We start from the raw sequence: 23,062 nt of genomic DNA on the forward strand, positions 1-23,062 counted from the left end.
CCACGCAGGACGGCCGGGGCCGCCATCCTGTGCGCCGCCATTTTCCGCAACTGTAACGGAAACGGCGCACGCGCCATTGGCGCCTGCATCGTCCATCGCCGACACTGTTCGATCCTTCACAGATCAGGGCGCGCCGCATGAGGCGCGCAAGTTGGCTTTAGCGTAAACGCTGCCCTGCCCGGCGCCAAGCGCCGTGATCCCGGCCTTGATCTGAATTTCGAGGCATTTACGGTCTATCCATTCCAGGTGAATCAGATAGCCGTACGGTCACGCCGCAGCGGATTCCGAAACCACCCTCCGACGACATATTTCTGGAACATCATGCAACATTTCTCGTCCGACGGCGTCGACATCGCCTTCGTGGATCTGCCAGCGCCTGACGGCGCAAGGGGCGATCCGGTGCTGCTGGTGCACGGCTTCGCCTCGAATCACTCGGTGAACTGGATCTATCCGGGCTGGAGCACCACCCTGAACCGGGCGGGTTACCGGGTGATCGCCCTCGACAACCGGGGCCATGGCCAGAGTCAGAAATTCTATGATCCGGCCTGCTACAACTCCGCCCTGATGGCCCAGGATTGTCTGAACCTGCTCGACCATCTGGGGCTGCCGCGCGCCGACGTCATGGGCTATTCCATGGGCGCGCGCATCACCGCCCACATGGCGCTCGCCCATCCCGACCGGGTGCGCTCGGCGGTGCTCGGCGGCCTCGGCATCCGGCTGGTGGACGGCGTCGGCCTGCCCATGGGCATCGCCGACGCGCTTGAGGCGCCAACGGGCGACAATCTCACCGACAAGCAGCAGAAAATGTTCCGCTCCTTCGCCGAGCAGACGCGCAGCGACCTCAGGGCGCTCGCCGCCTGCATTCGCGGCACGCGCCAGACACTGACGCGGGAAGAGACTTACCAGATCGGCGTGCCGACGCTGATCGCCGTGGGCACGCGCGACGATATCGCCGGCTCGCCGCACGAACTGGCCGCCATGCTGCCCAATGCGACTGCGGTCGATATTCCCGGCCGCGACCATAACCTCGCGGTGGGCGACCGGGTATTCAAGGAGGCGGTCGTGGCGTTTCTGGCCGGGCGACCGTGATCACGCCGCATCAACCCAGGAACGATTGCGCGAGGCCGGCGTTTTATTGCTGACCGAAGCATCGTCATGACGCACGATGTCGCTGGTTCAGAAAACTCCGATACAGGAGACGTCATGAACAGAACGCCACGCATACTCGCCGGCGCATTAGCCATTAGCGCGGGCCTGGCGCTTTCCGGCTGCGTAACCGGCGACCCTGGCCCCTATTACGCCACGGGCGCGCCAGTCGTTTACACCGGCGGCTCTTATTACGGATATGGGGCGCCGGTTTACGGCGGCGGCTGGGGCTACGGCTACCGGCGACCGTGGGTTGGGCCGCGCCCCTGGATCGGGCCAAGGCCTCCGGGTCCCCGCCCCTGGGTGGGACCGCGACCACCGCCTCCCGGGTTCAAGCCGCCGCCCCCGGGCTTCAGGCCGACGCCTGGCATGGGCCCACGTCCGGGGTTTGGTCCAAGGCCTGGCTTTGGTCCAAGACCGGGACATGGCCCACGGCCGGGCTTCAGGCCAGGTCCCAGACCCGGAGGGGCGATGTTCCGGCCCCGGTGATGCTGTCAAAAGGCGCGACCGGCGCGCTTCGCCACAACGCAGGCTACGTCTGCACGGAAAGGCGCGCCGGATCAGATGGGCCCGCCGCCGCCGTGGCTGATGGCTGCTGGGCGCTGGCCGGACGGGCGCTGACACAATCTCCGCCTGTCAGGACAGGTGGTGCGATTTTCGCAGTGGAATGGCGGCCGCCTAATGCAAAAAGCGTCAATCATTCCTGATTGACGCTCGCAAACCAAAAAATTGGCTGGGGAACTTGGACCCTCACTTTCCTGAAACATAAGCGCTGAAATGCTTATATTTATTGATTTTTAGCGATTGCTTTGGGCTACCAAATTGGGCTACCAGTGGGCTACCAATCGGAATCGAACCCACTCCCGCTAGCGCATTGGATGCAAGCCCATGGCCGCTGACAAGACCTACCTGCAAAAGCACGGCAACCAGTGGCGGGTTGTGGTGAAGGTGCCTGAGCGCTTGCGGGAGATCGTCGGCAAGGCCCATCTGATGCACCCCCTTCACACAGACAACCTGACGACCGCCAATCGGGACAAGTTCAAGATTGTCGCACAGATGAAGGCTCAACTGGCTGAAGCTGAGCGGAGGCTGAAGCAGAAGGCCAGCACCCTTGGCGATCCCCTCATGGATGAAGCCATGGAATGGCGCGACGCTCCGGCGGGCGATGACGACAATGCGGAGGCAGCAAGCCTCCTGCTTATCGAACGGGCGGAAGAAATCGAAGATCAGGAAGGCCACGAGCGGGCCAAGGCATTTGCTGATGCTGCCAGAGGTGTAGCCACTCCACTTCTCACGATGGTGGATGTCTGGCTGGCGGAACGCATCATGAAGCCCCGGCAGGTCATCGACTATCGCCGGGCTGTCACCAAGTTCAACGCGTGGCTGGCCAACAACAAGAAGCCCACGACGCTTGAGGGCGTCTCCCGTCGTATCGCAGGTAGCTACATCACCGAAGCCTTTGTAAGGGCCGGCGTGAACACCCGGACGGCCAACAAGGACATCTCGTCTCTGTCCAGCTTCTGGAAGTGGGCAGAACGGAAGGGGATCGTTGAAGCCAACGTGTGGCAGGGCCAGTCGCTCGCCAAGCAGCAGACGCCTAAAGGGCTGGACAAGCGCCCCTTCACCGACGCCGAGATGAAGGCCCTGTTCACCGGCAACGCCAGTCCAATCCTCCGGGACTTCATGTCTATCGCCGCCCTATCGGGGATGCGGATTGACGAGATAGCCAAGCTCCGGGTGCGGGACATCGTGAACGATTGCTTCGACATCGTAGAGGCAAAGACAACCGCAGGCGTCCGCATGGTGCCCATCCATTCGGGACTGAAGGGCATTGTCGGTCAACGCATGACGGGCAAGGCCGGCGACGATTGGCTGTTCCCTGAACTGCCGGAGCCCAAACCCGGATCAGCAGTGGAACGCTCCCAGTATGTCGTGAAGGCCTTCACCACCTACCGCAGGCGGGTGAAGGTGAATGACGTACCGCCGGGAGCACGTCAGTCCCGCGTGGACTTCCACAGCTTCAGGCGCTGGTTCATCACGAAGGCCGAGCAGGCCCACCAGCCGCCCCACTTCATATCGGCCTTGGTTGGGCACAAGCGTGAAGGAATGACGCTTGGGCGGTACTCAGCGGGGCCGGAAGTGGAGCAGTTCAGGGCCGTGGTGGAGGCGGTTCATTTCCTTTGACGGCTAGGTTCCCCGCATCAATTTGCTTAAACTGGGCCATACGCCCCCGGAGTTGTGCTCTCTGTTTCCGCACCTGCTGCGGGTCGGACGCCAAGGACATCTCCCTCCGCGTTTTGAGCAGCCCCTGTCTCTGACGATTTGGAGCGGTCAGGCGACCTTCGTTGACAATCACTCCCGTAACTTCCGCAGCACGGCAGCGTCGGCTAATCGCCTTCGCTGCTGAATAGCCATTTCCCTGTCACCCGTATCGACCAAGGACGGCCTTCATGGCTGTCCGGGTACGATGACACCCGCGAGCAACTAACGGGCCTCTACGGCCGATACCGCGCACATTGCTATGGCCCCAGTCTGGAGCGGAGCGGTTGCACATCGGCACCACCGCGAGAAGGCTGAAGCGGTGAAGGTTCATCGTCCAGCTTGCGTCGGCAACCTGCCCTTTATCGGCCATTGCGGCATCGCCGCTAGGCAATGGGCGAGCCACCACCACAGACAGGCGTTTGCGTTTCACCCGTATCGACCAAGGACGGCAGGGAGCACGCTCCAGCCACGATGACACCCGAAGCACCGAGACGGGCCTCTACGGTCGGTACGTTGCGGCTTGCCGCCCCTATGGCCCACAGCGCACCCGCAGCACCACATTTATCCACAGGGCTGTCCATGAAGAAGTCCCGCCAACGGGAGTATCAGCCCATGGCAGGGGCTCAGGTCCACCTGACATAGTCCCGGAACAGGGATCATCCCATTGAAGAGACTAAGTTTTTATTGACCCCGGTCCGTCACCCCCTACCCTGGCCACGTCAATACAGCCTTTCCGCCAAGCAAGGGACCACCCATGAACCTCTTCATCACGACCCCGCTGTTCTCCGTCTCGATCGTCCGCATGTCCAAAGAGCACCGCCCTGACTGGGGCATGGAATTTCGGGGCAGGTCCGCGTTCGCCTACCTTGGCCGGGTTGAGATAGTGGCCAGTGCGGAGCGTCGCCGGGACTTCGGCATTCAATGGTGAAGCTGGGGACCTGTAGACGGGCTCTTGCCTAACGCAACGGCCCAGCGCCCACAGAGCTACCGCATTGGCTAGCACCGGCGGCGCATTGCTTCTGACACGTATCGACCAAGGACGGCCATCAGCATGTTCCGGGTGTGATGACACCGGGGACCCAGCGGCGGGCCTCTACGGTCGATACCGCGCACATTGCCGGGGAGGCAGCCCCGGAGACGCCGCAGCCACGCCGGAAGGTGACGGGCAGCAGGAAAAGTGTAGCGCCACTGCACCTTGCCTTTATTCTGTTAATTCAACAAGTTAGAGGGACTGGAATAAAACGCCCATTATAAGGGTAGCCCCACCCTATGCCCCGGTTCAGATATATATATATAGATAACACTTAAGTGTTTCTTAGGTGTCTCTTAAGCTGGACTTAGGTGTTCACCTAGGAGTTAATCCTTCATCATTCCCTACCTCATATCCTTTTTAGGAAGACAGAGGGAAGAGTGATGTACAGGTAGCACCCATGCCTGTCTTGGGTGTTTCTTAAGCAGCCCTCAAGTCCCCATCTTTCATGTCCCCTTCCATCCTTTCCTTACTGAGGAAGACACAAGAGGGCATAGCCCTTCCGTGAATGATGATGGATGAAGGGTCTGGGTGCTACTCAATCCGGGGCTCCCACTCAGGTTAGCCTGTACGGGCTACCAATCTACAAACCACATCCTCCCTGTTCCGAGAGTTGGGTCAGGAGGAAGCGGACCACTTCACGCTGCCCGACACGTCGCCAGATTTCTCGTTCCGACCGTTTGATGTCTGGGCAGCGTTCTGGATAGAGCTTGTCCAATGCCTCCCCTGCAACGTGGCCTTAGCCCGCTGTAGGGGGGACTGCTCCCATTGTCTTCCAATCCCGAGCGGACCGCCCCTCGCCCCCCCCATCGGCGGAGCGGACAGGTGTAGTCACTACACCGTAGGCAGGACCTGCTTCAGGTCCCCAAGCAGTTCATCGGCGGGCCTCTAATAACTGGGAATAAAAAGCCCATTATCACCGTAGGAGACCGCCGTTTCGGCGTCTACGGGATGCGCCACAGGCGTTTTATTTGTCAGGAACAGCGCTAAGGACACACAACATCATGAAGATAACGCACAAAGCGTCAGCGCATCCACACTTCGCCATCCCCAACGATTACGATGTTACCGCAGCCATCACTCGAGACGGCTTCTATTGTGTCGGGGAAGAGCGGCTGGCCCGTGGCGAGATCACCACAGAGGCGTTCGCCAAGTTCATAGGCGACTCCATCAGGCGCAAGCTTGACCGCTGGCGGGCTGAACGGGAGGCCAGCGGGATCAGCTCCCACTAGGCAGATGTCCAGTCACTACACCACCACTGCGTTAATTCACATCCATGGACGTGCTTTAACCTGTCCCTTTTATTTTGAAAAACCAGTTACACCCCAATGAAACCCAAGAAACCCTTCAGAACCCCGACCCTCACCCATGACCCTGACGGACAGGCCGTCTACATCGTCCCCCTGTCAGGGACCCAGTACGCCGCCCACATCCTTGCTGAAGACTGGGAAGACCTACAGCGCCGGGGCTATTCCCCCAACTGGTGCTTCACCACAGGCTCAGTTCACTCCCGCCGTCTGCACATGACCGCCAAGGACATGCCGGAGCGCATCTCGCGTGTCCTTCTGGGCGTCACCGACAGCCGGACCTATGTCCGCTTCCGGGACAGGAACCCGCTGAACCTGAGACGGGACAACCTTTACACCCTCAAGCTGAAGACCGCCGAAGAGCGGGACATGGAGATGTCTGCCCGACGCCGCCAGCGGCTGAACGGCTGGGCGTCTCCCAGCGCACGGGGCCGGACCAGTAGCTATCGACAAACCAGCGGCTATGGCCGGACTGGTGAATGGGGCAAAGCCCCTAGTGGAGCCAGATAATGTGCAGCCTAGCAGGCGCAGCGTCTCTCCTGTCCACCGGCCTGAGTGTTGCCGGCTCTGTCATCAGCTACAACGACCAGAAGAAGCAGGCGTACAACCAGTGGCTGTCCAATGTCCAGCAAGAGCTTCACGCTGAGAAGTACCGTGGCCAGCTTCTGGAATACCAGAACACCACCTACAAGCAGGACATTGAGCACGGCTTCAATGTTCTGGACTATCAGAAGAACGAGTTTGACCGTCAGGCCAAGACGATTGATCGGGCAACCGAGAGCATCGACAAGGGTCGCTTTAACCAGTACGGCCAGCTTCTCCTTCGGCAGGTTCAGGAGCACGTAGCGACAACTCTTGGCATGGACGACGTTCGCCGTCAGGGACGCAAGATGGCAGCTTCAGGTGAAGCCGCAGCGGCCTCCCGAGGGGTCGAAGGCGTCACCGTGGATCAGATCATTGGCGACGTGGCGAGACAGGAAGGCGAAGCCGTCACCGTTCTGGAGATGAACAACACCGGCGTCCAGCATCAGCTCAACATGGAAATGCAGGGCGTGAAGGCCACAGCCGACCAGCGCATCTTCGACATTCCGATGGCAACGTATGCCCCATCTGCCGTCACTAGACAGCCAGCGCCAGTCAGCCCCACGGCACCTGCCGTACAGCCGCCCATGCCCAGCGGCAGCGCTCTGGTGGCCAACGTGGGCAGCAGCCTCCTGACTGGCCTGAATAGCTACAGCAAGTGGTCCGGCACCTCCCTGAACGACATGTTCAAGATCAGGTAACGCCGCTTCAGCCGCCCGGCAGCGCCACGAGCCTGCCGCTACCATTATTCATTTAACAACAGATAGATAGCACACTATGAGCAATTCACAATTCACCATCCAGACCTCCCCAGCACAGTCCTCCGGTCCCTACAGCGCCCCGCAGGTTGCCCCGTCCACGAACCCGGGCTTCGGCGACAACATCCAGACTTACGTTCCGGGCGGCGTTGCCTCCTACCACGGGGAACAGCCAAACCCGGCTGATACGGGAGTCCTCCAGACACTCCGCACAACTTCCGGCGCTCCGGCCAATCCATTCACTGCCACTGACAAGCACCTTGTCGAGGTGAACGGTATGCAAACGCCGGTCGCCACCGCGATCCGCATGGGTTATATCGCCCGCCACCCGGCAACGGGGGCGTTGATGGAAACGGGAAAGCTTCAGGCAGAGTCACACCACAGCCCCGTTGCGTCTCCCAATGCCCAGCAGCCGCACCAGCAGGCGGCACAGGGCGAAGACATCACCATGGACACGCCCATGTCTCGCGGCGTGACGAACATGAACGACATCATGTTCAGTCAGGTTCCTTCCGGCCTCATGGTCCGGGCTGTTCTTGAAAACACGGAACGGGGCCATGTGGCTGAGAACACCGTCAATTCCATCGCCAGCAGTCTTCAGATCACCCCGGAGGAAGCCGCAGAACTCCTGCGCACCGTTGGGCAGGGCCGCGAAGACCAGCGTTCACGGGCGCTCTCCAAGCTTGGCATTGATGACGTGCAGGAGTTTGACGATTTCATCAGGAGCAAGCACCCTGACCTGCTCCGCAAGGCCCAGACGGCACACTTCCTGTCTGGCGACCTGACGCCCTACAAGGCGTTGGCCCGGACCTACTACGAGAACCTCGACAAGATCGCACCCGAACGCATCATGTCCGCCAAGTTCGGCAATGGCATCACCGCCAGCCTGTCAGGAGACACCATTGTTCTGAACGTCCCCGGCAAGGGACAGATGTCCTACGCCGGCGCTGTCCGGGCTGGCATCATCAGGGTCGGCGCGTAAATGGGCGATACGTTCGACTTCCACGCGCAGGCCCATGAGTGCCTTGACCTCACAGTCCCCTTCCGCGCCCCCAATGCGCACAGCGCTACCACATCTTCCGCCGCCACCGTGGAAGCCGACAGCCATCCTGATGCAGGACGGGAGGCCGGTGGAAGTTGCTCCCCATGGAACGGCGGGAATGCTGCTGACGCTGAAACAGGCCCGGCTCATGGGGCTGGTTCGGAAGGACCGTCGCTATGGCGGGCACGTCAGGTCTTCAAGATCACCTGAGCTGGAACAAAAGCGCATCGACAGATACGCCAAGGCCCAGCAATCGGCCGATAGATAGCCGCTACACCAGTCCCCCGGCCTTACGGTTCGGGGGATTTTTCTTTTTTATCAAGAGTTAGGAACATCCAATCGACGCCACCCCCAATCTCATCATCACGGTCCGCCCCTCCCGCGTTACATCTCGGGGCCAGACCTATGACGCGTTCCACGACGGCAACTTCATCTGCAACTCCCGAACGCCCTTCTATTCGGCGGCACGGGAACTGGCCGGGCGGGGCCACGATCCGAAGGCCATTCTGGTCATGCGCCATGAGGGCAAGGCCATGGATTGTCTGAAACAGCGCCTCGGGGCAGCCGCAGGGCTGACTGTCAGGGAGACAGCCAAGGCAGGCCCCCGCATTGCCGCCCATGTCCCATTCGTGGCTGGCATGCTTTCCCCCGTTGGCAGCCTCCCAGCAACGCCACCGTCACAAGGAAACGGCTAAAGCACCCGCAGTAGACGTGGGTACATATGGGATACCCAGCACCGCAGTCACCACCTTCGGATTCAAGACGCATGGCGCGTCTGACATCACCCACACCATCCGCGTCGTGGACATCGCCGGCAACCCTTGGTTCGTCGCGGCTGACCTCTGCGAAATCCTCGGGTACTCCCGCACCGACAGCATGCTGCGGTTGCTGGCGTGGGATGAGCGCGGCATCACCCCACGTCCGGTGTGTGGGGTTGACGGCAAGTCCCGCAAACACGGCACGGTTTCAGAGTCCGGCCTCTACAAGCTCATCATGCGCAGCGACAAGCCGCAGGCCAAGGACTTCCAGAACTGGGTCACTCGCGTCGTCCTGCCCGCAATCCGCAAGGACGGCACTTATATCCGCGACGAGGCCTCAGAACTCGTCCTCGACCACCTGCTGGAGCAGCGCTACCATTTCTTCGAAATGCCCAGACGCTTCTTTGGCTTTTGTGATATGGCTCCCTTTGAGGCCGTCCTTGCTGGTGCAATAGAAGATCGGTTTCCTCGCATCCATGGAATAGGGAATCAAACTATGCAGATTGGGAATTTGCCCGAGGTGGTAGTCGTCGTCTTCCCATAGCACTGCTTGGTCCGATGGCCGGAGCTTATCGACGATATTCGACGTAATAGCCGGTTTGAGACGACCATTGTAAATGCCCCAACCCTTTGTCATCCCCTCAGCATTCGATCGAATATTATGCTGCTGAATCACGTAGCCCAGATACTTGGGCCGACCGGCAGGTATCGACAAACGCGATTCACCGATGGCTTGGTTCACTTGGTCCCACTCTGTCCGCCAGGTGACGAGCTTGTTGCCAAGGTTCTCGGTACCTTGGATGGAGAAGAGATCAGGCGCAACAGGCGTGATGAAATAGTCGCTCGACGCCAAAACCGCGCGATTGAGTGCGCCCAGGTTCGGGCCAAGGTCAATCATAACGATATCTGCCGCAACGTGCTCCGCAGCCCAACGGATGTAGCGGTGAATGGCCGACTGGGCTCTAATATCCGGCAGGCTACCGCCTTTCGCAGAGTTCCAAGTGTTTCCCAGACGATCCTCGAAATCACTTAGCCTGAGATCGCCCGGAACAATATGTATATTCCCTCGGGCGTTGAGAACCCTCGACGGCGGACGATCACAGATGTCACCGATCGTCTCGTATACTGGTTCAATATTCCGAAAAATACTGTTGCCGTCAGCCGCCCATGATAATTCTATCGATTCGTCAGATAAGCAATAGGCAGTGAGATTACACTGGCTGTCGCAATCAACGACCAGCACATTACTTCCGTCCTCGGCGAGAAGGTGCGCAACGTGGTACATATATGTGGTTTTACCGACCCCACCCTTATTATTGAAAATGCTTATTGTTTTTGCCATCTACAGCTCCCCCTAACCCCTTTATCATGTAGCCGTGGGGTCTCTGTCTAGCCATTTGGAACTCGTGCGTTCAGCGGAGCCATATGAACACGCGCAACAGCAACGCAATCATCACCCTGCATGAAATCGACGGCCAGCCGCTGGTCCACGACGAGAACCTTGCGCGGGAGCTTGGTTACAGCGAACCGCGCATGATCCGAAAGCTCATCCTCCGCAACGTGGCCGAGCTTCAGGGGTACGGCGTTTTGTGCCGCCGTGTCACAAAATCATCCGACCCGCTGGGCCGGGGACGCCCGCGCAATGAGTTCTACCTTAATGAAGAGCAGGCCCTGCTTCTCTGCATGTTCTCTGAGGCAGAGAAGGCCGTGGCTATCCGCCGGGAGATCATCGCGGTCTATCAGGCGTGGCGGAAGGGGCACCTCAAGCCGGATCAGCCGTCCATTCCTACGGACTACGCATCGGCCCTGCGGCTGGCCGCTGATGAGCACGAGAAGCGCGTCGAGCTGGAAGCTAAGGTCGCTGAAGACGCGCCGAAGGTCGCTGACTGGGAAGCCTTCCGCAATGACAAAGGGACCTACACGACCGGGGCCGTCGCCAAAGAGATCGGCTTCATCTCAGCTCAGGGACTTCACAAAGCTCTTCATGAGGAAGAGCGTGATCTTCCCGCGAAAGGACCGCCCACGGTCCGGGCTGTATCTCGCCTGATTCTGGGAAAGCTGCTTGGGCTACCGGATTGGCCTACCGCTTTGGGCTACCAATGGGCTACCAAGGCAATTTTGCCCCTGCGCTAACTGACTGATTTTTCTAGATAATCATATATTGAAAGCGGTTGGCTGGGGAACCTGGATTCGAACCAAGACTAACGGAGTCAGAGTCCGTCGTTCTACCATTAAACTATTCCCCACCACCGCAAGACCGCCAGTTTCCTGTCGCCCCGCTGTCCGCGTCGCCGCAGCGCCGTGGTGTGGGCTCCAGATACGGCGACGCGCCGGGTACGTCAAGAGCGTTCACGCATCCAGCCGGCGCGCCCGCCCGCAAACCGTGGATATGTGGATATCCACGCCGGGGCCCTTCCCGCCGTGACGGGGCCGGGGGCGCGCTTTCCCGGATCGCGGCCGCAAACGCCGGCGACCGCACTGTCGCCGCCCTCAGGCAAACCGCTTTGCCCCCGCCACGCACACCACCACAGCCGCCGCGCTGGCGATCATGCCCCAGGCAACCGGTTCTCCGAGGAACACGGCCGCGAGCAGGAGGCCGAAGAACGGCTGCAACAACTGCAACTGCCCCACCCCGGAAATTCCGCCCAGCACGAGGCCGCGATACCAGAAGATGAAGCCGACCATCATGCTGAACACCGAAACATAGACTAGGCCCGACCAGGCGGAAAAGCTGGCCTCGCGCCAGGTTTCCGGCAGGGTGATCAGGGCCGTCGCCGTCATGAATGGCAGCGACAGCAAAAGCGCCCACCAGATCACCTGCCAACTGCCCAGCCGCCGCGAAAGCGTCGCGCCCTCGGCATAGCCCAAACCGCACGTCAGGATAGCGGCGACCATCAGGGCGTCGCCCGCCTCGCCAGCCTCGACGGCCTCGCCCAGGTGATCAGGATCGGCAGCTTCTCCAAGACGCTCTCCGCGTCCGTCCGGTGCGGCTATATCGCCGCCAGAGCGGACTGGATCGAACGTCTGGCGGATTTGCAGATCGCCACGCACTTTGGCGGCCCGGGGCCGGTCGCCGCCGAACTGGCGGCGCATGGGCTGGCTGGCGGCGGCTATCGCAAGCACATGGGCGCGGTGCGCCAGCGACTTGCGCGGGCCAGGAAGGACGTCATTGCCCGGCTCGCGCCGCTGGGCCTCACGCCGTGGGTGATCCCGCGCGGCGGGTTTTATCTGTGGCGCCGCCTGCCCGATGGGCTCGATTCAACAGCTGTCGCGCGCGACTGCATGCGGGAAAACGTCATGCTGGCGCCCGGCAATGTCTTCAGCGCATCGCAGTCTGCCGGCGCGTTCCTGCGCCTGAATGTCACGCAGATGGGCGACATCCGCATCTATGAAGCAATGGCGCGCGCCATCGAGACCCGGAGGGGAGCCACGCCCTGACAGATCCCCGTCCGGCGGCCCGGACCGGGCAGCGAGATGCGCCGTCCTTGCGTCCCTGCAAGACCGGATGTGCAAACTCACATAAATCGGCAAAACGGGCGTGGAATTAAGGGTAAATATCTGAATTTTATAATTAAATCGTCAAATACATAGCTGCTTCAGCAATTTTGCGCGCCTTTCGTCAACACAATTTGGCTCCTATTCTAACGGCAATCCGAAAGCGCCGGGCAATTGCGCGACCGGACCACAGATAACGGCACCCCCAGAGGACCAGATGACGAATCTTCGCAAAATCCTGTCGATCTCCACCCTGGCGATCGCCATGTCGGCAGGTCTCGCCCAGGCGGAAAGCCAGGGCGCCGGCAAGAGCGCTGAAGCAGCCGCGCCGCTGAAGGCGCCCGCTGGCGCTTATGTGATGGACCCCACCCATGCGTCCCTGCAGTGGTCGTTCGTGCATAACAAGATTTCCCACTACACCGCGCGTTTCAACAAGTTCTCGGCCGAGATCACCCTCGACCCGTCGAACATGGCGAAATCCTCCGTCACAGCCCGGATCGACCCCGCCTCCGTCGACGCCAATTATCCGGCCGACTACAAGGCGACCCACGCCAAAACCGGCTTCAACAGCTGGAGCGAGGATATCGCCCGCAACAAGAACTACCTGAATGCGGGCCAGTTTCCGGAAATTACCTTCAAGTCCACCAGGGTGGAGCTGACCGGACCGCGCACCGCAAAGGTGACTGGCGACATGACGTTCCTCGGCGTCACCAAACCGCTGACCCTGGACGCCACCTTTGTCGGCGAGCTGGAGAAGCATCCCTTCACCAAGCAGCCGGCCATCGGCTTCAAGGCCGAAGGCGCGTTCAAGCGCAGCGATTTCGGCATGCCGGTGGGCTTCGTCGGCGATGAGGTCACCATCCGCTTCGATGGCGAATTCCTCAAGAAAGCTGACGTCAAGGACGCCAGCAACGCCAAATAAGCCGCAAGCTCCGGATAGCCCTGAAGCAAAACGCGATCGACCCGCATCGCGACTTTGCTTCAGGGCCCGGCCTGATGGCCGCCCGGCGTGGGCCTTCTGAATGCTGTCCTTCTGGCCAGATGACTTCCTGGCCATATGGTTTGCCCGCGCGGCTCAGGCGTGCGCTCGCAAAAACGCCCGGCGAGGGCTGGCCAGCGCCACGGCGCGCCCGATCGCGCCCAACCGTCCAACCGCCCCGCCGCCCAACCGCCCTGCCTCCTGGCCCGCTCACCTTCACCGGCTACCGGCCAGCGGGGCGACCATCGCCCGCGCCGGAAAGACGCGCCTTTTGCGCCTGGATTGAACCCATGTCTGCCCGCCCCACCCGCTACGGCGCCATCGCCATTGCCCTGCACTGGGTCATTGCCCTTTGCATCATCGCCATGATCCCCATGGGGTTCTGGATGACTGACGCCATCCGCGAGCCTGGAACGCAGGCGCTGGCCTACCGTGTGTTCCAATTTCACAAGTCGGTTGGATTTCTGATCCTCGGGCTCACGGTCGTGCGGATTGTGTGGCGCCTCGCCCATCCGGCTCCTGCCTTGCCCGCAGCCATGAAGCCATGGGAAGCCTTCGCCGCCCGCGTGACGCACGCGGCCTTTTATGGCCTCATGCTGGCGTTGCCGCTCACCGGGTGGCTTTATGTGTCGACGGGCTGGGCCGTCAGCGCCGACCGGGCGCTCGCCGTGCCGACAAGCTGGTTCGGGCTGCTCAGCATTCCGCACCTGCCGTGGATCGGTGAAGCTTCAGCCGCCCTGCGCCGCACCGTGGCGTTTCAGGCCATGGGCGCGCACGCCATGCTTGCGTGGACGGCGGTGGCGCTCATCGCGCTGCATGTGGGCGCGGCGCTGAAACACCAGTTCCTTGAGCGCGACGGCGTGCTGGCCCACATGGTCCCGGGCCTGCCCCATGGCGACGCGCCGGCCGCTCCACTCCCGGGCGCGCGGGAGAAATGGCTGGGCCGTTGCGCCGGCTTCGGCCTGGTTCTGATCATCGCCCAGGCCGCCGCCATCGCGGTCACGCCCGCGCCCGCGCCGCAACTCACGGCCGTCGCCACGGCGCGCCCGGCTCCCGCAGCCACGCAAACAGCCCCCGCGCCCCTGCCCGCCGACAGCAGCCAGGCCACCGCGTGGGCGGTTGATTATGGCGCATCCCGCCTCGGCTTCAGCGGAACCCACTCGGGCGACGGCTTTTCCGGGCGTTTCGAAAAGTGGGAAGGCGATATCCGTTTCGATCCGGCCAATCTGCCAGGCTCCCGCGCGACGGTGCTCGTCCAGGTTGGGAGCGCCCGCACCGGCGACGCCACCCAGGAAGACGCGCTTGAGGGCGAGGAGTGGCTGGACTTCAAGGGCCACCCGGTCGCGCGGTTCGAAGCGAACGCCTTCAAGGCGCTTGGCGGCGATCGCTATGAGGCGGCGGGGACCCTCACGCTGAAAAATGCATCGGTTCCGGTTGTATTGCCCTTCACCTTCGCAGAGCGCGATGGCGTCGCCACGGTGAAGGGGAGCCTGAAGCTCGACCGGCGCGCCCTCGACCTTGGCATGCAGTCAGACAGCGGCGGCGACTGGGTTTCCATGGACATTGGCGTCCTTGTGGACCTGAAGGCAAAACGCGCCGCCACCAGATCATGAGGCGCATTACAGCAAACGCCGCTGCGTGACACGAGAAGCGGCTGAACGGCAAAACGCGTCACGGCAGACAGCCCGAAATCCGGCCCGCCAGGAAACGGATTTTCGGCCGCTGGCGGGAAGGCGTTCGTCCACCGCCGCCGTCGCCTGGAACACGGGCGCCGTGCGCCGGACGCAAAAAGAGCTGCATGAAAAACGCCCGTCTACTTGCCGCATACATGAATACCTGTCCGGTCGCCCCTGACGACAGGCGCCGCGCCACAGACATCGCATCTGTATGATCCGGTTGATTTTTCTGACGGGCGCCCGGCGCCGATGCATTTAAAAATGCTTTCGCCGGATTGACGCGGCTGCTTCACATGGCTGTACTGCGCCCACCGGTTAACAGGTGGGGGAGGAAAAACTGATGAAACAGCTCTGCATTGCTGTAGCGGCAATCGCTGTCGCGCTGGGGGCGGCGCAGGCCAGCGAAAAAAAATACGGCCCAGGCGTCACAGACACGGAAATCCGCATCGGCAATGTGGTGCCCTACAGCGGACCAGCCTCCGCCTATGGCGTGCGCGGCTCGGCCATTGTCGATTACTTCAAGAAAATCAACGAAAAGGGCGGCATCAACGGGCGCAAGGTCAATATCATTTCCCTTGACGACGCCTACAGCCCGCCCAAGGCCGTGGAGCAGACGCGCAAGCTGGTGGAGAACGAAAACGTGCTGGCCGTTTATGGCTCCGTTGGCACGCCCTCCAACTCGGCGGTGCACAAATATCTGAATTCGAAAAAAGTTCCGCAGCTGTTTGTAGCGACCGGCGCCAGCAAATGGAATGACCCCAAACACTATCCATGGACGACGGCCATGCTGCCGCTTTACGACATGGAAGCCAAGATCTACGCCAACTACGTCCTCAAGAACAAACCGGACGGCAAGGTCGCGATCATCTACCAGAATGACGATTTCGGCAAAGATTATGTCCGGGGTTTCCGCGAAGGACTTGGCGACAAGGCCAAATCCATGATCGCGCTCGAATTGCCGTATGAAATCACCAGCGCCACGGTTGACGCCGAGGTCGTGCGCATGAAGGCGAGCGGCGCGGACGTCCTGTTCATCGTGGCGACGCCGAAATTCGCCGCCCAGGTCATCAAACGCGTCCATGAGCTGGACTGGAAGCCGCTGCAGATGGTCGTCAGCGTCTCCGCCTCGATCGGCGGCGTGCTGAAGCCGGCTGGCGTCAAGGCTTCGCAGGGCGTCATCACCGCCGTCGCCCTCAAGGAGCCGGATGATCCGCAATGGGCCAACGATCAGGACATGAAGGACTACAAGGCTTTCATGACCTCCATCGGCCAGACCGGCATGATCGACGACTCGAACGCGGTGCAGGGCTACATGGCCGCGGTTCTGCTGGAGCGGGTGCTGCGCCGGGCGGGCGACAACCTGACCCGCGAGAACCTGCGTGACATCGCCGCCTCGATGAATGAAGAGAACGTGCCGATGGTGCTGCCGAAGCTCACCCTGCACACCAGCCCTGACAATTACAGCCTGTACAACGCCCTGTACCTGCAGCGCTTCGAAGGCGATCGCTACAACCTGTTTGAAGGTCCCATTTCCGAGAAATAGAACCGGCGACCTGGCCCGCGCCCGCAACCGGGCGATGCGGCGCGCTGGACAACGCCACTGCCGGAACCCGGTGAGCCATGCTCACCGGGTTTTTTTTTCACGCCCGGCGCCGGGACGATGCGTCACGTCGGGCGATGCGTCACGTGGGCGATGCGTCACGTGGGCGAAGGCGGCTGGCGCCGCCGTTGCGGGCGTGGCGCGCCACGCCACGCCGGGACGCCAGACGCCCTGCGTCTCCACGCAGACGCGACATCAGATTTACTGAAATAATTAGATCACAAGACTTATATTTTTAAATAAAAATCAGAAATACTATTTGATATAAAAAATGACTGTAGCAACATCCCCCTGAAAATTAAATCCAGGGGTGAACGAATGCCTGCCATTGCCTGCGCCGTCCCCGTCCTCGCGCCCGCCAGCGCGGCGCGCCCGCTGCGCCGGCGCCTGTTGCTATTGCTGGCGTCGACCGCGACCGTGTCCCTGCTGTCGACGCCGCTGCGCGCTGGCCCGCCGATCTCCGCCAACGGCGTCGACCTCGGCATCCTGACCAATGTCATTGTCAACGCCGTCCCCGGGGAGCGGGCGGTCATCGCTTACAATCCAGGCGGCGCGGTCACGCTGGATGGCGGCGTCATCAATGTCCAGAGCACGATCGCGCAGCGCGGCCTCGGCCTCCTCGGCCGCAGCCAGGGCGTCATCAACAGCAGCGCCGACGTGACGACCACGGGCGATCGCGGTCATGCGGTGCAGGCGGGCAATTCAGGCCCCAACATCACCCTGTACGACGGCTCCACGGCGGGAACGGTCAACCTTACCGGCGGGCGGATCAGCACGGACGGCGTCTATTCGCTGGGCCTGCACGCGGTGGACCATGGCGTCATCAACGCCAGCAACGTCGTCATCAGCACCACGGGGGCGACCAGTTTTGGCGGCCAGGCGGAAAGCGCCAGCACGATCAATCTGGTCAACGCCAGCGTCACCACCTCCGGCGCCGGCGCCACCGGCCTGGTCGCCAACAACGATATGGTGAAGGATTTCAACATTCCGATGCCGGGCGGGGTCATCAACGCCCAAAACACGGCCATCAACACGACCGGTCTGGCCGCCGGCGGCGCCCTCGCCTCCCATGGCGCCAGCGTCAGCCTCGCGAACGGATCGGTGACCACCAGCGGCGACCAGGCCGTGGGCCTCTCCGCCCTCATCGACGGCCAGATCAGCAGCAGCGCCAACATCACCACGGGGGGCGTGGGGGCGCATGCGGCGCAGGCCGGCGGCGCTGGCGCAGGTGATCCCCTCGCCGCCTATGACGGCGCGACCGCCGGCGTGGTGACGCTGACCGGCGGCCTCTTGCGCACCAGCGGCGACGGCGCGATGGGCCTTCATGCGACGGACGCTGGCGTCATTCACGCAACGGCCGTCGATATCGCCACCACCGGCCTCGACGCCACGGGCGCCCACGCCGACAGCAACAGCGCCATCAACCTGACCAGCGCCGGAATCAGCGTCGCCGGCGACGGCGCCCACGGTCTGCGGGCTGGCAATGACCGGCTGGCGCTTGATTCAACCGCGACAGGCGGCGTCATCAACGCCAACGGCGTGACGATCGTGACCCAGGGAACTGGCGGCCACGGCGTCGTGGCGGAAAACGGCGCCCGCGTCACGCTGTTCGGCGGCTCCGTGTCCGCCCTGGGCGATTACGGCGCCGGGGTGATGGCGACCGGCGACGGGCGCATCATGAGCAATGCCGCCATCGCGGCTCACGGTGGACAAGGCATCGGGGCGCTGGCTGGCGACAATGGCTCCATCACCCTGACCGGCGGATCGGTTTCCGTCACCGCGCACATGGGGCAAGGGCTGCTGGCGGTCATGGGGGGAACGGTCAATAGCGCCGCTGACGTCACCACCCTGGGGCATGGCTCGCACGCGGTGCAGGCCGGGTTCGCCGAGGCCACGGACACCCTGTACGCCGGCGCCACCGCGGGCGCGGTGACCCTGACCGGCGGCGCCATCAGCACCGCCGGCATACTGGCCGCGGGCCTGTACGCCACCGACGGCGGGCAGATCAACGCCGGCCCGGTAGCCGTGACCACCACCGGCGACGGCGGCTATGGCGCGCTGGCGCAAACCGGCAGCCGCATCAATCTGGACAGCGCGTCGTTTCATACCAGCGGCGTCGCCGCGTTGGGGCTCTTCGCCAGCAACGACCGCCGACGCGCGGGCGTCGACGCCGCCGCCCCTGGCGGCGTCATCCGGGGTTCGGCCGGCGTGCAGACCACCGGGACCGACGCTCACGGCGTCGTGGCGGATTTCGGTGGCCAGGTTGAGCTGACCGCCGGTTCAGTCAATACCTCGGGCGCCGGGGCGCGGGGCCTGCTGGCGCATTCGGGCGGAACCATTGAAAGCGCCGCCAACATCAGCGTTGCCGGCGTCGGCGCTCACGCCGTGCAGGCCGGTTTCCCCGAAATCACCGCCCCGGTTCATGACGGCTCCAGCGCCGGCGTGGTCAGACTTGCCGGCGGCGCCGTCAGCGCCACGGGCGCGATGGCGTCGGGCCTGTACGCCGTCGACGGCGGCCGGATTATCGCCAGCGGCGCCGTCGCGGTGACCACGGGCGGCGATGGCGGGCACGGCGCCATGGCGCAAACCGGCGGCCGGATCGAACTCGAGGGAACGTCTTTCGCGACCTCCGGCGTCGCCGCGCATGGCCTCGTCGCCGGCAATGACCGGCGTCGCGACGGCATCGACGACGACGCCCCCGGCGGCGTCATCCAGGGTCGCGCCCACGTCCAGACCACCGGCGCGGACGCCCACGCGGCGGTGGCCGAGCATGGCGGCCGGCTGGAGCTGACCGGCGGCGCCCTCGCAGCTACAGGCAGCGGAGCCGCCGGCCTTGTCGTGCGCGACGGCGGCGTTGTCGTGGCGGACATGGTCAGCATTGCTTCGGCGCAGGGCGCGGCTATCCGCACCCACAACAACGCCGCCATCACCCTGAACGGCGCGGGAACGATCACCGGGGCGAGCGCCGCCATCGCCACGACCTTCGACAAGGCCGACCAGCATGTGGCGCTCCTGGTCGGCCCGGGGGTTCATCTGGCCAGTGACAGCAACGTGTTGCTGGCGGTTGACCGCAGCGGCGCGGGCGGCGACAGCGGCGTGGTGGCGCTCGGCCTCGGCAGCGGCTCGGTGGCGACCGGCGACATTCTCGACACGGACGCGAAAACAACGGGCTTCACCGACGTCGAACTTGCCGAAAAGGCGTCGTGGAGCGGCGTCGCCAAAGGCGTGCGGCATATACGGGCCCTGCATGGCGGCGGTGAACTGCATGTCCGTGACGGCAGCGCCATTGCCGGCGACATCGCCGTCAACGAAACAATCCTGCGTTTTGGCGAGGGCGGCGTGCAGGTGGATGGGGGCGTGACGCTCACCAGCTCGCGCACCAGCGGCGGTTCGCTGGCCAATCCCGTGCATGTCGGCGGCGGCGTGCTCGTGGACGCCGGCTCCGTCTTCGGCGGCAACTGGCGGATTGGCGGCGACCTGGTCAATCACGGCGTCATCGCGCCCGGGAACTCGATCGGCGTCGTCCAGGTGAACGGAAACCTCAATCTCGGTCCTTCTTCAGTCTACCAGGTAGATATCAACGCCCTGGGACAATCGGACCTGATCGAGGTCGCCGGCCAGGCCCATCTGGGAGGCCGGGTGGTGGTGGCGCCGGGGCCGGGCGGCAATGGCTATGTGGTCGGCGCCCGACAGGTCATCGTCACCGCCGCGGGCGGCGTCGGCGGATCGACGTTTGACGGGGGCGCCAGCTGGGCGCCAGGACAAAGCTACGTCTTCCTGACGCCAATCCTGGGTTATGACGCCAACAACGCCTATCTGACCGTGGTTCGCAACAGCACGCCGATGGAAGAGACGGCGAAGACGCCGAACCAGGCGGCGGCGGCGGCCGCGGTCGACCGTTTGCCGGCAGACAACACCCTGTTCTCCATCATCGCCAACCTGCCGACCGCCGACGCCGCCGCGCAGGCATTCGGCGCCATCTCCGGCGACGTTCACGCCTCGATCGCCGGGGCGCTGGTCTCACAAAGCCACCATGTGCGCGATGCGGTCACCGGCCGGATCCGCCAGTCGTTCGCAGATGGCGACGGCATCGACGATAACGGCGACGTCCGGCAGGTCCGGCGGCTGCAAGGCCTGAACGCTACCTTATGGGGGCAGGCGTTTGGCGGATGGGGCCATGCCGGCAGCGGCGGCGCGGGTGTCGCCAGAACCAGCCAGTCCCTGGCCGGCTTCCTGGCCGGCGTCGACGCCCGGGCCTTCGACAACTGGCGGCTGGGCGTCGCCGGGGGCTATAGCCGCGGCGCCTTCGACATCAACAACCGGGCCTCCTCATCCGGCGCCGACAGCTACCACGTGGCGCTGTATGGCGGGGGCCAGTACGCCGGGCTCGGGATGCGATGGGGCGCCGCCTATACCTGGGACGACGCAACGGTGAGCCGCACCATCGCCTTCCCCGGCTTCGCCGACAGCGCGCGCGGCGCCTGGCGCTCCGGCATCGCCCAGGTTTTCGGCGAGATCGGCCAGGAATTCCGTCAGGGCGCGACCACGATCGAGCCTTTCCTGGGGCTGGCCTGGGTAGGTTACAATGGCGAGCGCTTCCGGGAAAACGGCGGCGTCGCCGCGCTTTCCGGCAAGACCGGGCGCATGAGCACGACCTACTCCACGTTCGGCGGCCGCCTCGCCCACACTTTCACGCTGGCCAACGGCGCGGGACTGACAGCGCGCGCCACCGTGGGCTGGATTCATGCCTTCGGCGACGTGGATCCGCGCGGCCGCATGTGGCTGGCGGACGCGACGACGCCGTTTACCGTCGCCGGCGCCCCCATTGCCCGCGACAGCCTGTTGCTGGAGGCCGGCCTCGACATGAGCGTGGCCGCCAACGTCACGCTGGGGGCCACGTGGTCGGCGCAACTGGCCCAACACGGACAGGAGCAGTCGCTGAAAGGCAATTTCGCCATCCGCTTCTGACGCCCGGAGCGGAACCGGACGCCCGAACGGCGGCCCTTCAGCCGGCGGGCCACCGGGGCGCGTCGCTTCCCAGCCGGCGCGCGGGAGAAGCCCACTGCAACCGCACCTCTGCGACCGACAGGGGCTGCCGCAACCGCAGCGCAGGCCCCCAGTCGGTCGCCTCCTCTTCCGGCGCGTAGTCGGCGGCGACGGCGGGCCGCCAGCCAGCATCTCCAGATGGCCCGGCCGCCATAAGCAGCGCGGCGGTGCGGGCCAGCGACAGGCGCGCGACGTGGCCGCCGCCATCAAGCCGGCGGACAAGACCGCGCAATACCGCCGCCGCCATCACCCAGCCTGTCGCATGATCCAGCGCCTGCACGGGCAACGGCGTTGGCGTATCGGCGCCTTTCCACGCCATGCCGGCGGCCGCGATGCCCGCGCTCATCTGCACCAGGCTGTCAAAGCCCCGCCGGCCCTGCCATGGACCGGTCCATCCCCACGCATCAAGCGACGCCTCGACCAGGCCCGGGTTGAGCGCGCGCCGGGTTTCGGCTCCAAGGCCAAGTCCCTCCAGCGCGCCGGGACGATAGCCATGCACCAGCACATCCGCATCCCGGAGAAGCTCCATGAACCTGGCGTGATCGCCCGGCAGGCGCAGATCCATGCGCGCGCAACTTTTGCCAGGCGTTACTTCAGGAACGACCGCCGGCTCGTCCCAGTCCGGCGGATCAATTCGCAGTACGCTTGCGCCGCAAGCGGCGAGAAAGCGCGTGGCCACCGGCCCCGCCAGAACCCGGGTGAGGTCCAGCACCCTCAACCCCTGCAGCGGTCGCCCGGGGGCTGGCCGCCAGTTTTCGCCTGCCTGATGCCCCCGCGCCGGGGCCCGCCAGTCGTCCCACGCGATCAGGGGCTCGGCGGCGACGGCTGCGCCTTGTGGATGGGCGCGCCATTCCCCGGCGCGCCGCATGCGGGCGGCGCAACCACCCGCCTCAACGATCGCCGTCTCCAGCGCGTCGCCATCAAGCCGCGCCACGCGCCGGGCCGCCTCATCCCGGTCCGTGGGCTGGCCAAGCACGCGCAACGCGGCATTCCTGTGCGCCGGCGCGTTGGCGTGCACCCGGATCCAGCCATCCGCGCAGCGATAATCCCCCGACCAGTCGTCCCATGCGGGCGGCAGCCTCCAGCCGCGCGGCGCCAGCGACCAGCCGAACCACAAGGAGGCCAGCCGCCTGTCCACAACGATCCGCGGCGCCTGTCCCACGGTTCGCGCCACCAGCTCCGAGAGGGCGAGGCCGGCGGCCGCAACGGAAGCCGCCGCCAGATCGGAAACGGCGAAGGCCGACGGCAGACTGCCTGCGCCCACGAACGCCAGGCGCCCTGGGGCCGCCGGCGGGCCTCCGAGAGCCGACCAGATCTCTTCTGTCAGCGGCAAGGCGGTTTGCATGGTCATCGTGGCCCTCCCTGGGGTGGCGAAACCCGG

14 protein-coding genes, 1 tRNA gene and 3 pseudogenes are annotated in these 23,062 nt (G+C 63.8%); 14 read left to right on the forward strand and 4 right to left on the reverse strand.

The features are described from left to right. Positions 1-321: 321 nt before the first annotated feature. The 8 genes and pseudogenes from EV666_RS06130 to EV666_RS18580 form a co-directional block, all read left to right on the forward strand. On the forward strand, positions 322-1,089 hold the full coding sequence (locus tag EV666_RS06130) for an alpha/beta fold hydrolase (RefSeq protein ID WP_132004713.1): 768 nt from the start codon (positions 322-324) through the stop codon (positions 1,087-1,089). A gap of 945 nt (positions 1,090-2,034) precedes the next feature. Beyond that, complete coding sequence (locus tag EV666_RS06140) at positions 2,035-3,330, forward strand: tyrosine-type recombinase/integrase (protein ID WP_132004716.1); 1,296 nt, start codon at positions 2,035-2,037, stop codon at positions 3,328-3,330. An 832-nt stretch (positions 3,331-4,162) separates the two neighbouring features. Continuing rightward, complete coding sequence (locus EV666_RS18180; protein WP_165909911.1) at positions 4,163-4,336, forward strand: hypothetical protein; 174 nt, start codon at positions 4,163-4,165, stop codon at positions 4,334-4,336. Between the two features lie 1,106 nt (positions 4,337-5,442). After that, positions 5,443-5,670, forward strand: coding sequence for a hypothetical protein (locus tag EV666_RS06145; protein WP_132004719.1), 228 nt, complete (start codon positions 5,443-5,445; stop codon positions 5,668-5,670). 96 nt (positions 5,671-5,766) lie between these two features. Further along, positions 5,767-6,255, forward strand: a complete 489-nt coding sequence (locus tag EV666_RS06150) for a hypothetical protein (protein WP_132004722.1) — start codon at positions 5,767-5,769, stop codon at positions 6,253-6,255. Further along, a complete protein-coding gene (locus EV666_RS06155; RefSeq protein ID WP_132004725.1) occupies positions 6,255-7,028 on the forward strand; it encodes a virion core protein, T7 gp14 family in 774 nt (257 codons plus the stop codon). The genes EV666_RS06150 and EV666_RS06155 overlap by 1 nt, the downstream gene beginning before the upstream one ends. Before the next feature lie 76 nt (positions 7,029-7,104). After that, positions 7,105-8,067: a hypothetical protein gene (locus tag EV666_RS06160; protein ID WP_132004728.1), complete on the forward strand. Its 963-nt coding sequence runs from the start codon at positions 7,105-7,107 to the stop codon at positions 8,065-8,067. A gap of 678 nt (positions 8,068-8,745) precedes the next feature. After that, a pseudogene (locus tag EV666_RS18580) lies at positions 8,746-9,171 on the forward strand (BRO-N domain-containing protein); the annotation flags it as partial. A 51-nt stretch (positions 9,172-9,222) separates the two neighbouring features. Here the strand turns inward: EV666_RS18580 and EV666_RS18585 are convergent. Beyond that, positions 9,223-10,227, reverse strand: a complete 1,005-nt coding sequence (locus EV666_RS18585; protein WP_132004734.1) for a ParA family protein — start codon at positions 10,225-10,227, stop codon at positions 9,223-9,225. Positions 10,228-10,310: 83 nt separating this feature from the next. Here EV666_RS18585 and EV666_RS06175 point away from each other — a divergent pair, with 83 nt between their 5' ends. Beyond that, positions 10,311-11,018: a phage antirepressor KilAC domain-containing protein gene (locus tag EV666_RS06175; RefSeq protein WP_132004737.1), complete on the forward strand. Its 708-nt coding sequence runs from the start codon at positions 10,311-10,313 to the stop codon at positions 11,016-11,018. Positions 11,019-11,057: 39 nt separating this feature from the next. On the opposite strand, the gene EV666_RS06180 is transcribed toward EV666_RS06175, so the two are convergent. Next, positions 11,058-11,131: transfer RNA gene (locus EV666_RS06180), tRNA-Gln, on the reverse strand. A gap of 244 nt (positions 11,132-11,375) precedes the next feature. Then, a pseudogene (locus EV666_RS06185) lies at positions 11,376-11,792 on the reverse strand (EamA family transporter); the annotation flags it as partial. On the opposite strand from EV666_RS06185, the pseudogene EV666_RS18590 reads away from it, so the two are divergent. The 5 genes and pseudogenes from EV666_RS18590 to EV666_RS06210 all read left to right on the forward strand — a co-directional run. Beyond that, positions 11,793-12,323, forward strand: a pseudogene (locus EV666_RS18590) (aminotransferase class I/II-fold pyridoxal phosphate-dependent enzyme); the annotation flags it as partial. It abuts the pseudogene before it with no gap. A gap of 274 nt (positions 12,324-12,597) precedes the next feature. After that, the gene (locus EV666_RS06195; protein WP_132004747.1) at positions 12,598-13,302 is read left to right on the forward strand and encodes a YceI family protein; all 705 of its coding nucleotides are present in this window, start codon (positions 12,598-12,600) and stop codon (positions 13,300-13,302) included. 347 nt (positions 13,303-13,649) lie between these two features. Next, entirely contained in the window at positions 13,650-14,972 is a 1,323-nt protein-coding gene (locus tag EV666_RS06200) for a cytochrome b/b6 domain-containing protein (RefSeq protein WP_132004750.1), read from the forward strand. Between the two features lie 403 nt (positions 14,973-15,375). Continuing rightward, positions 15,376-16,578, forward strand: coding sequence for an ABC transporter substrate-binding protein (locus EV666_RS06205; protein WP_132004753.1), 1,203 nt, complete (start codon positions 15,376-15,378; stop codon positions 16,576-16,578). Positions 16,579-16,953: 375 nt separating this feature from the next. Continuing rightward, entirely contained in the window at positions 16,954-21,603 is a 4,650-nt protein-coding gene (locus tag EV666_RS06210) for an autotransporter domain-containing protein (RefSeq protein ID WP_132004756.1), read from the forward strand. 37 nt (positions 21,604-21,640) lie between these two features. Here EV666_RS06210 and EV666_RS06215 read toward each other — a convergent pair whose 3' ends face one another. After that, positions 21,641-23,032, reverse strand: coding sequence for a CoA transferase (locus EV666_RS06215; RefSeq protein ID WP_132004758.1), 1,392 nt, complete (start codon positions 23,030-23,032; stop codon positions 21,641-21,643). Positions 23,033-23,062 lie beyond the last annotated feature (30 nt).

The organism is Camelimonas lactis (assembly GCF_004342915.1).
GTDB lineage: Bacteria > Pseudomonadota > Alphaproteobacteria > Rhizobiales > Beijerinckiaceae > Camelimonas > Camelimonas lactis.

Coding starts and splice junctions, on each gene's coding strand:
- EV666_RS06130 (WP_132004713.1), top strand. CDS start 322: ATGCAACATTTCTCGTCCGACGGCGTCGACATCGCCTTCGTGGATCTG.
- EV666_RS06140 (WP_132004716.1), top strand. CDS start 2,035: ATGGCCGCTGACAAGACCTACCTGCAAAAGCACGGCAACCAGTGGCGG.
- EV666_RS18180 (WP_165909911.1), top strand. CDS start 4,163: ATGAACCTCTTCATCACGACCCCGCTGTTCTCCGTCTCGATCGTCCGC.
- EV666_RS06145 (WP_132004719.1), top strand. CDS start 5,443: ATGAAGATAACGCACAAAGCGTCAGCGCATCCACACTTCGCCATCCCC.
- EV666_RS06150 (WP_132004722.1), top strand. CDS start 5,767: ATGAAACCCAAGAAACCCTTCAGAACCCCGACCCTCACCCATGACCCT.
- EV666_RS06155 (WP_132004725.1), top strand. CDS start 6,255: ATGTGCAGCCTAGCAGGCGCAGCGTCTCTCCTGTCCACCGGCCTGAGT.
- EV666_RS06160 (WP_132004728.1), top strand. CDS start 7,105: ATGAGCAATTCACAATTCACCATCCAGACCTCCCCAGCACAGTCCTCC.
- EV666_RS18585 (WP_132004734.1), bottom strand. CDS start 10,227: ATGGCAAAAACAATAAGCATTTTCAATAATAAGGGTGGGGTCGGTAAA.
- EV666_RS06175 (WP_132004737.1), top strand. CDS start 10,311: ATGAACACGCGCAACAGCAACGCAATCATCACCCTGCATGAAATCGAC.
- EV666_RS06195 (WP_132004747.1), top strand. CDS start 12,598: ATGACGAATCTTCGCAAAATCCTGTCGATCTCCACCCTGGCGATCGCC.
- EV666_RS06200 (WP_132004750.1), top strand. CDS start 13,650: ATGTCTGCCCGCCCCACCCGCTACGGCGCCATCGCCATTGCCCTGCAC.
- EV666_RS06205 (WP_132004753.1), top strand. CDS start 15,376: ATGAAACAGCTCTGCATTGCTGTAGCGGCAATCGCTGTCGCGCTGGGG.
- EV666_RS06210 (WP_132004756.1), top strand. CDS start 16,954: ATGCCTGCCATTGCCTGCGCCGTCCCCGTCCTCGCGCCCGCCAGCGCG.
- EV666_RS06215 (WP_132004758.1), bottom strand. CDS start 23,032: ATGACCATGCAAACCGCCTTGCCGCTGACAGAAGAGATCTGGTCGGCT.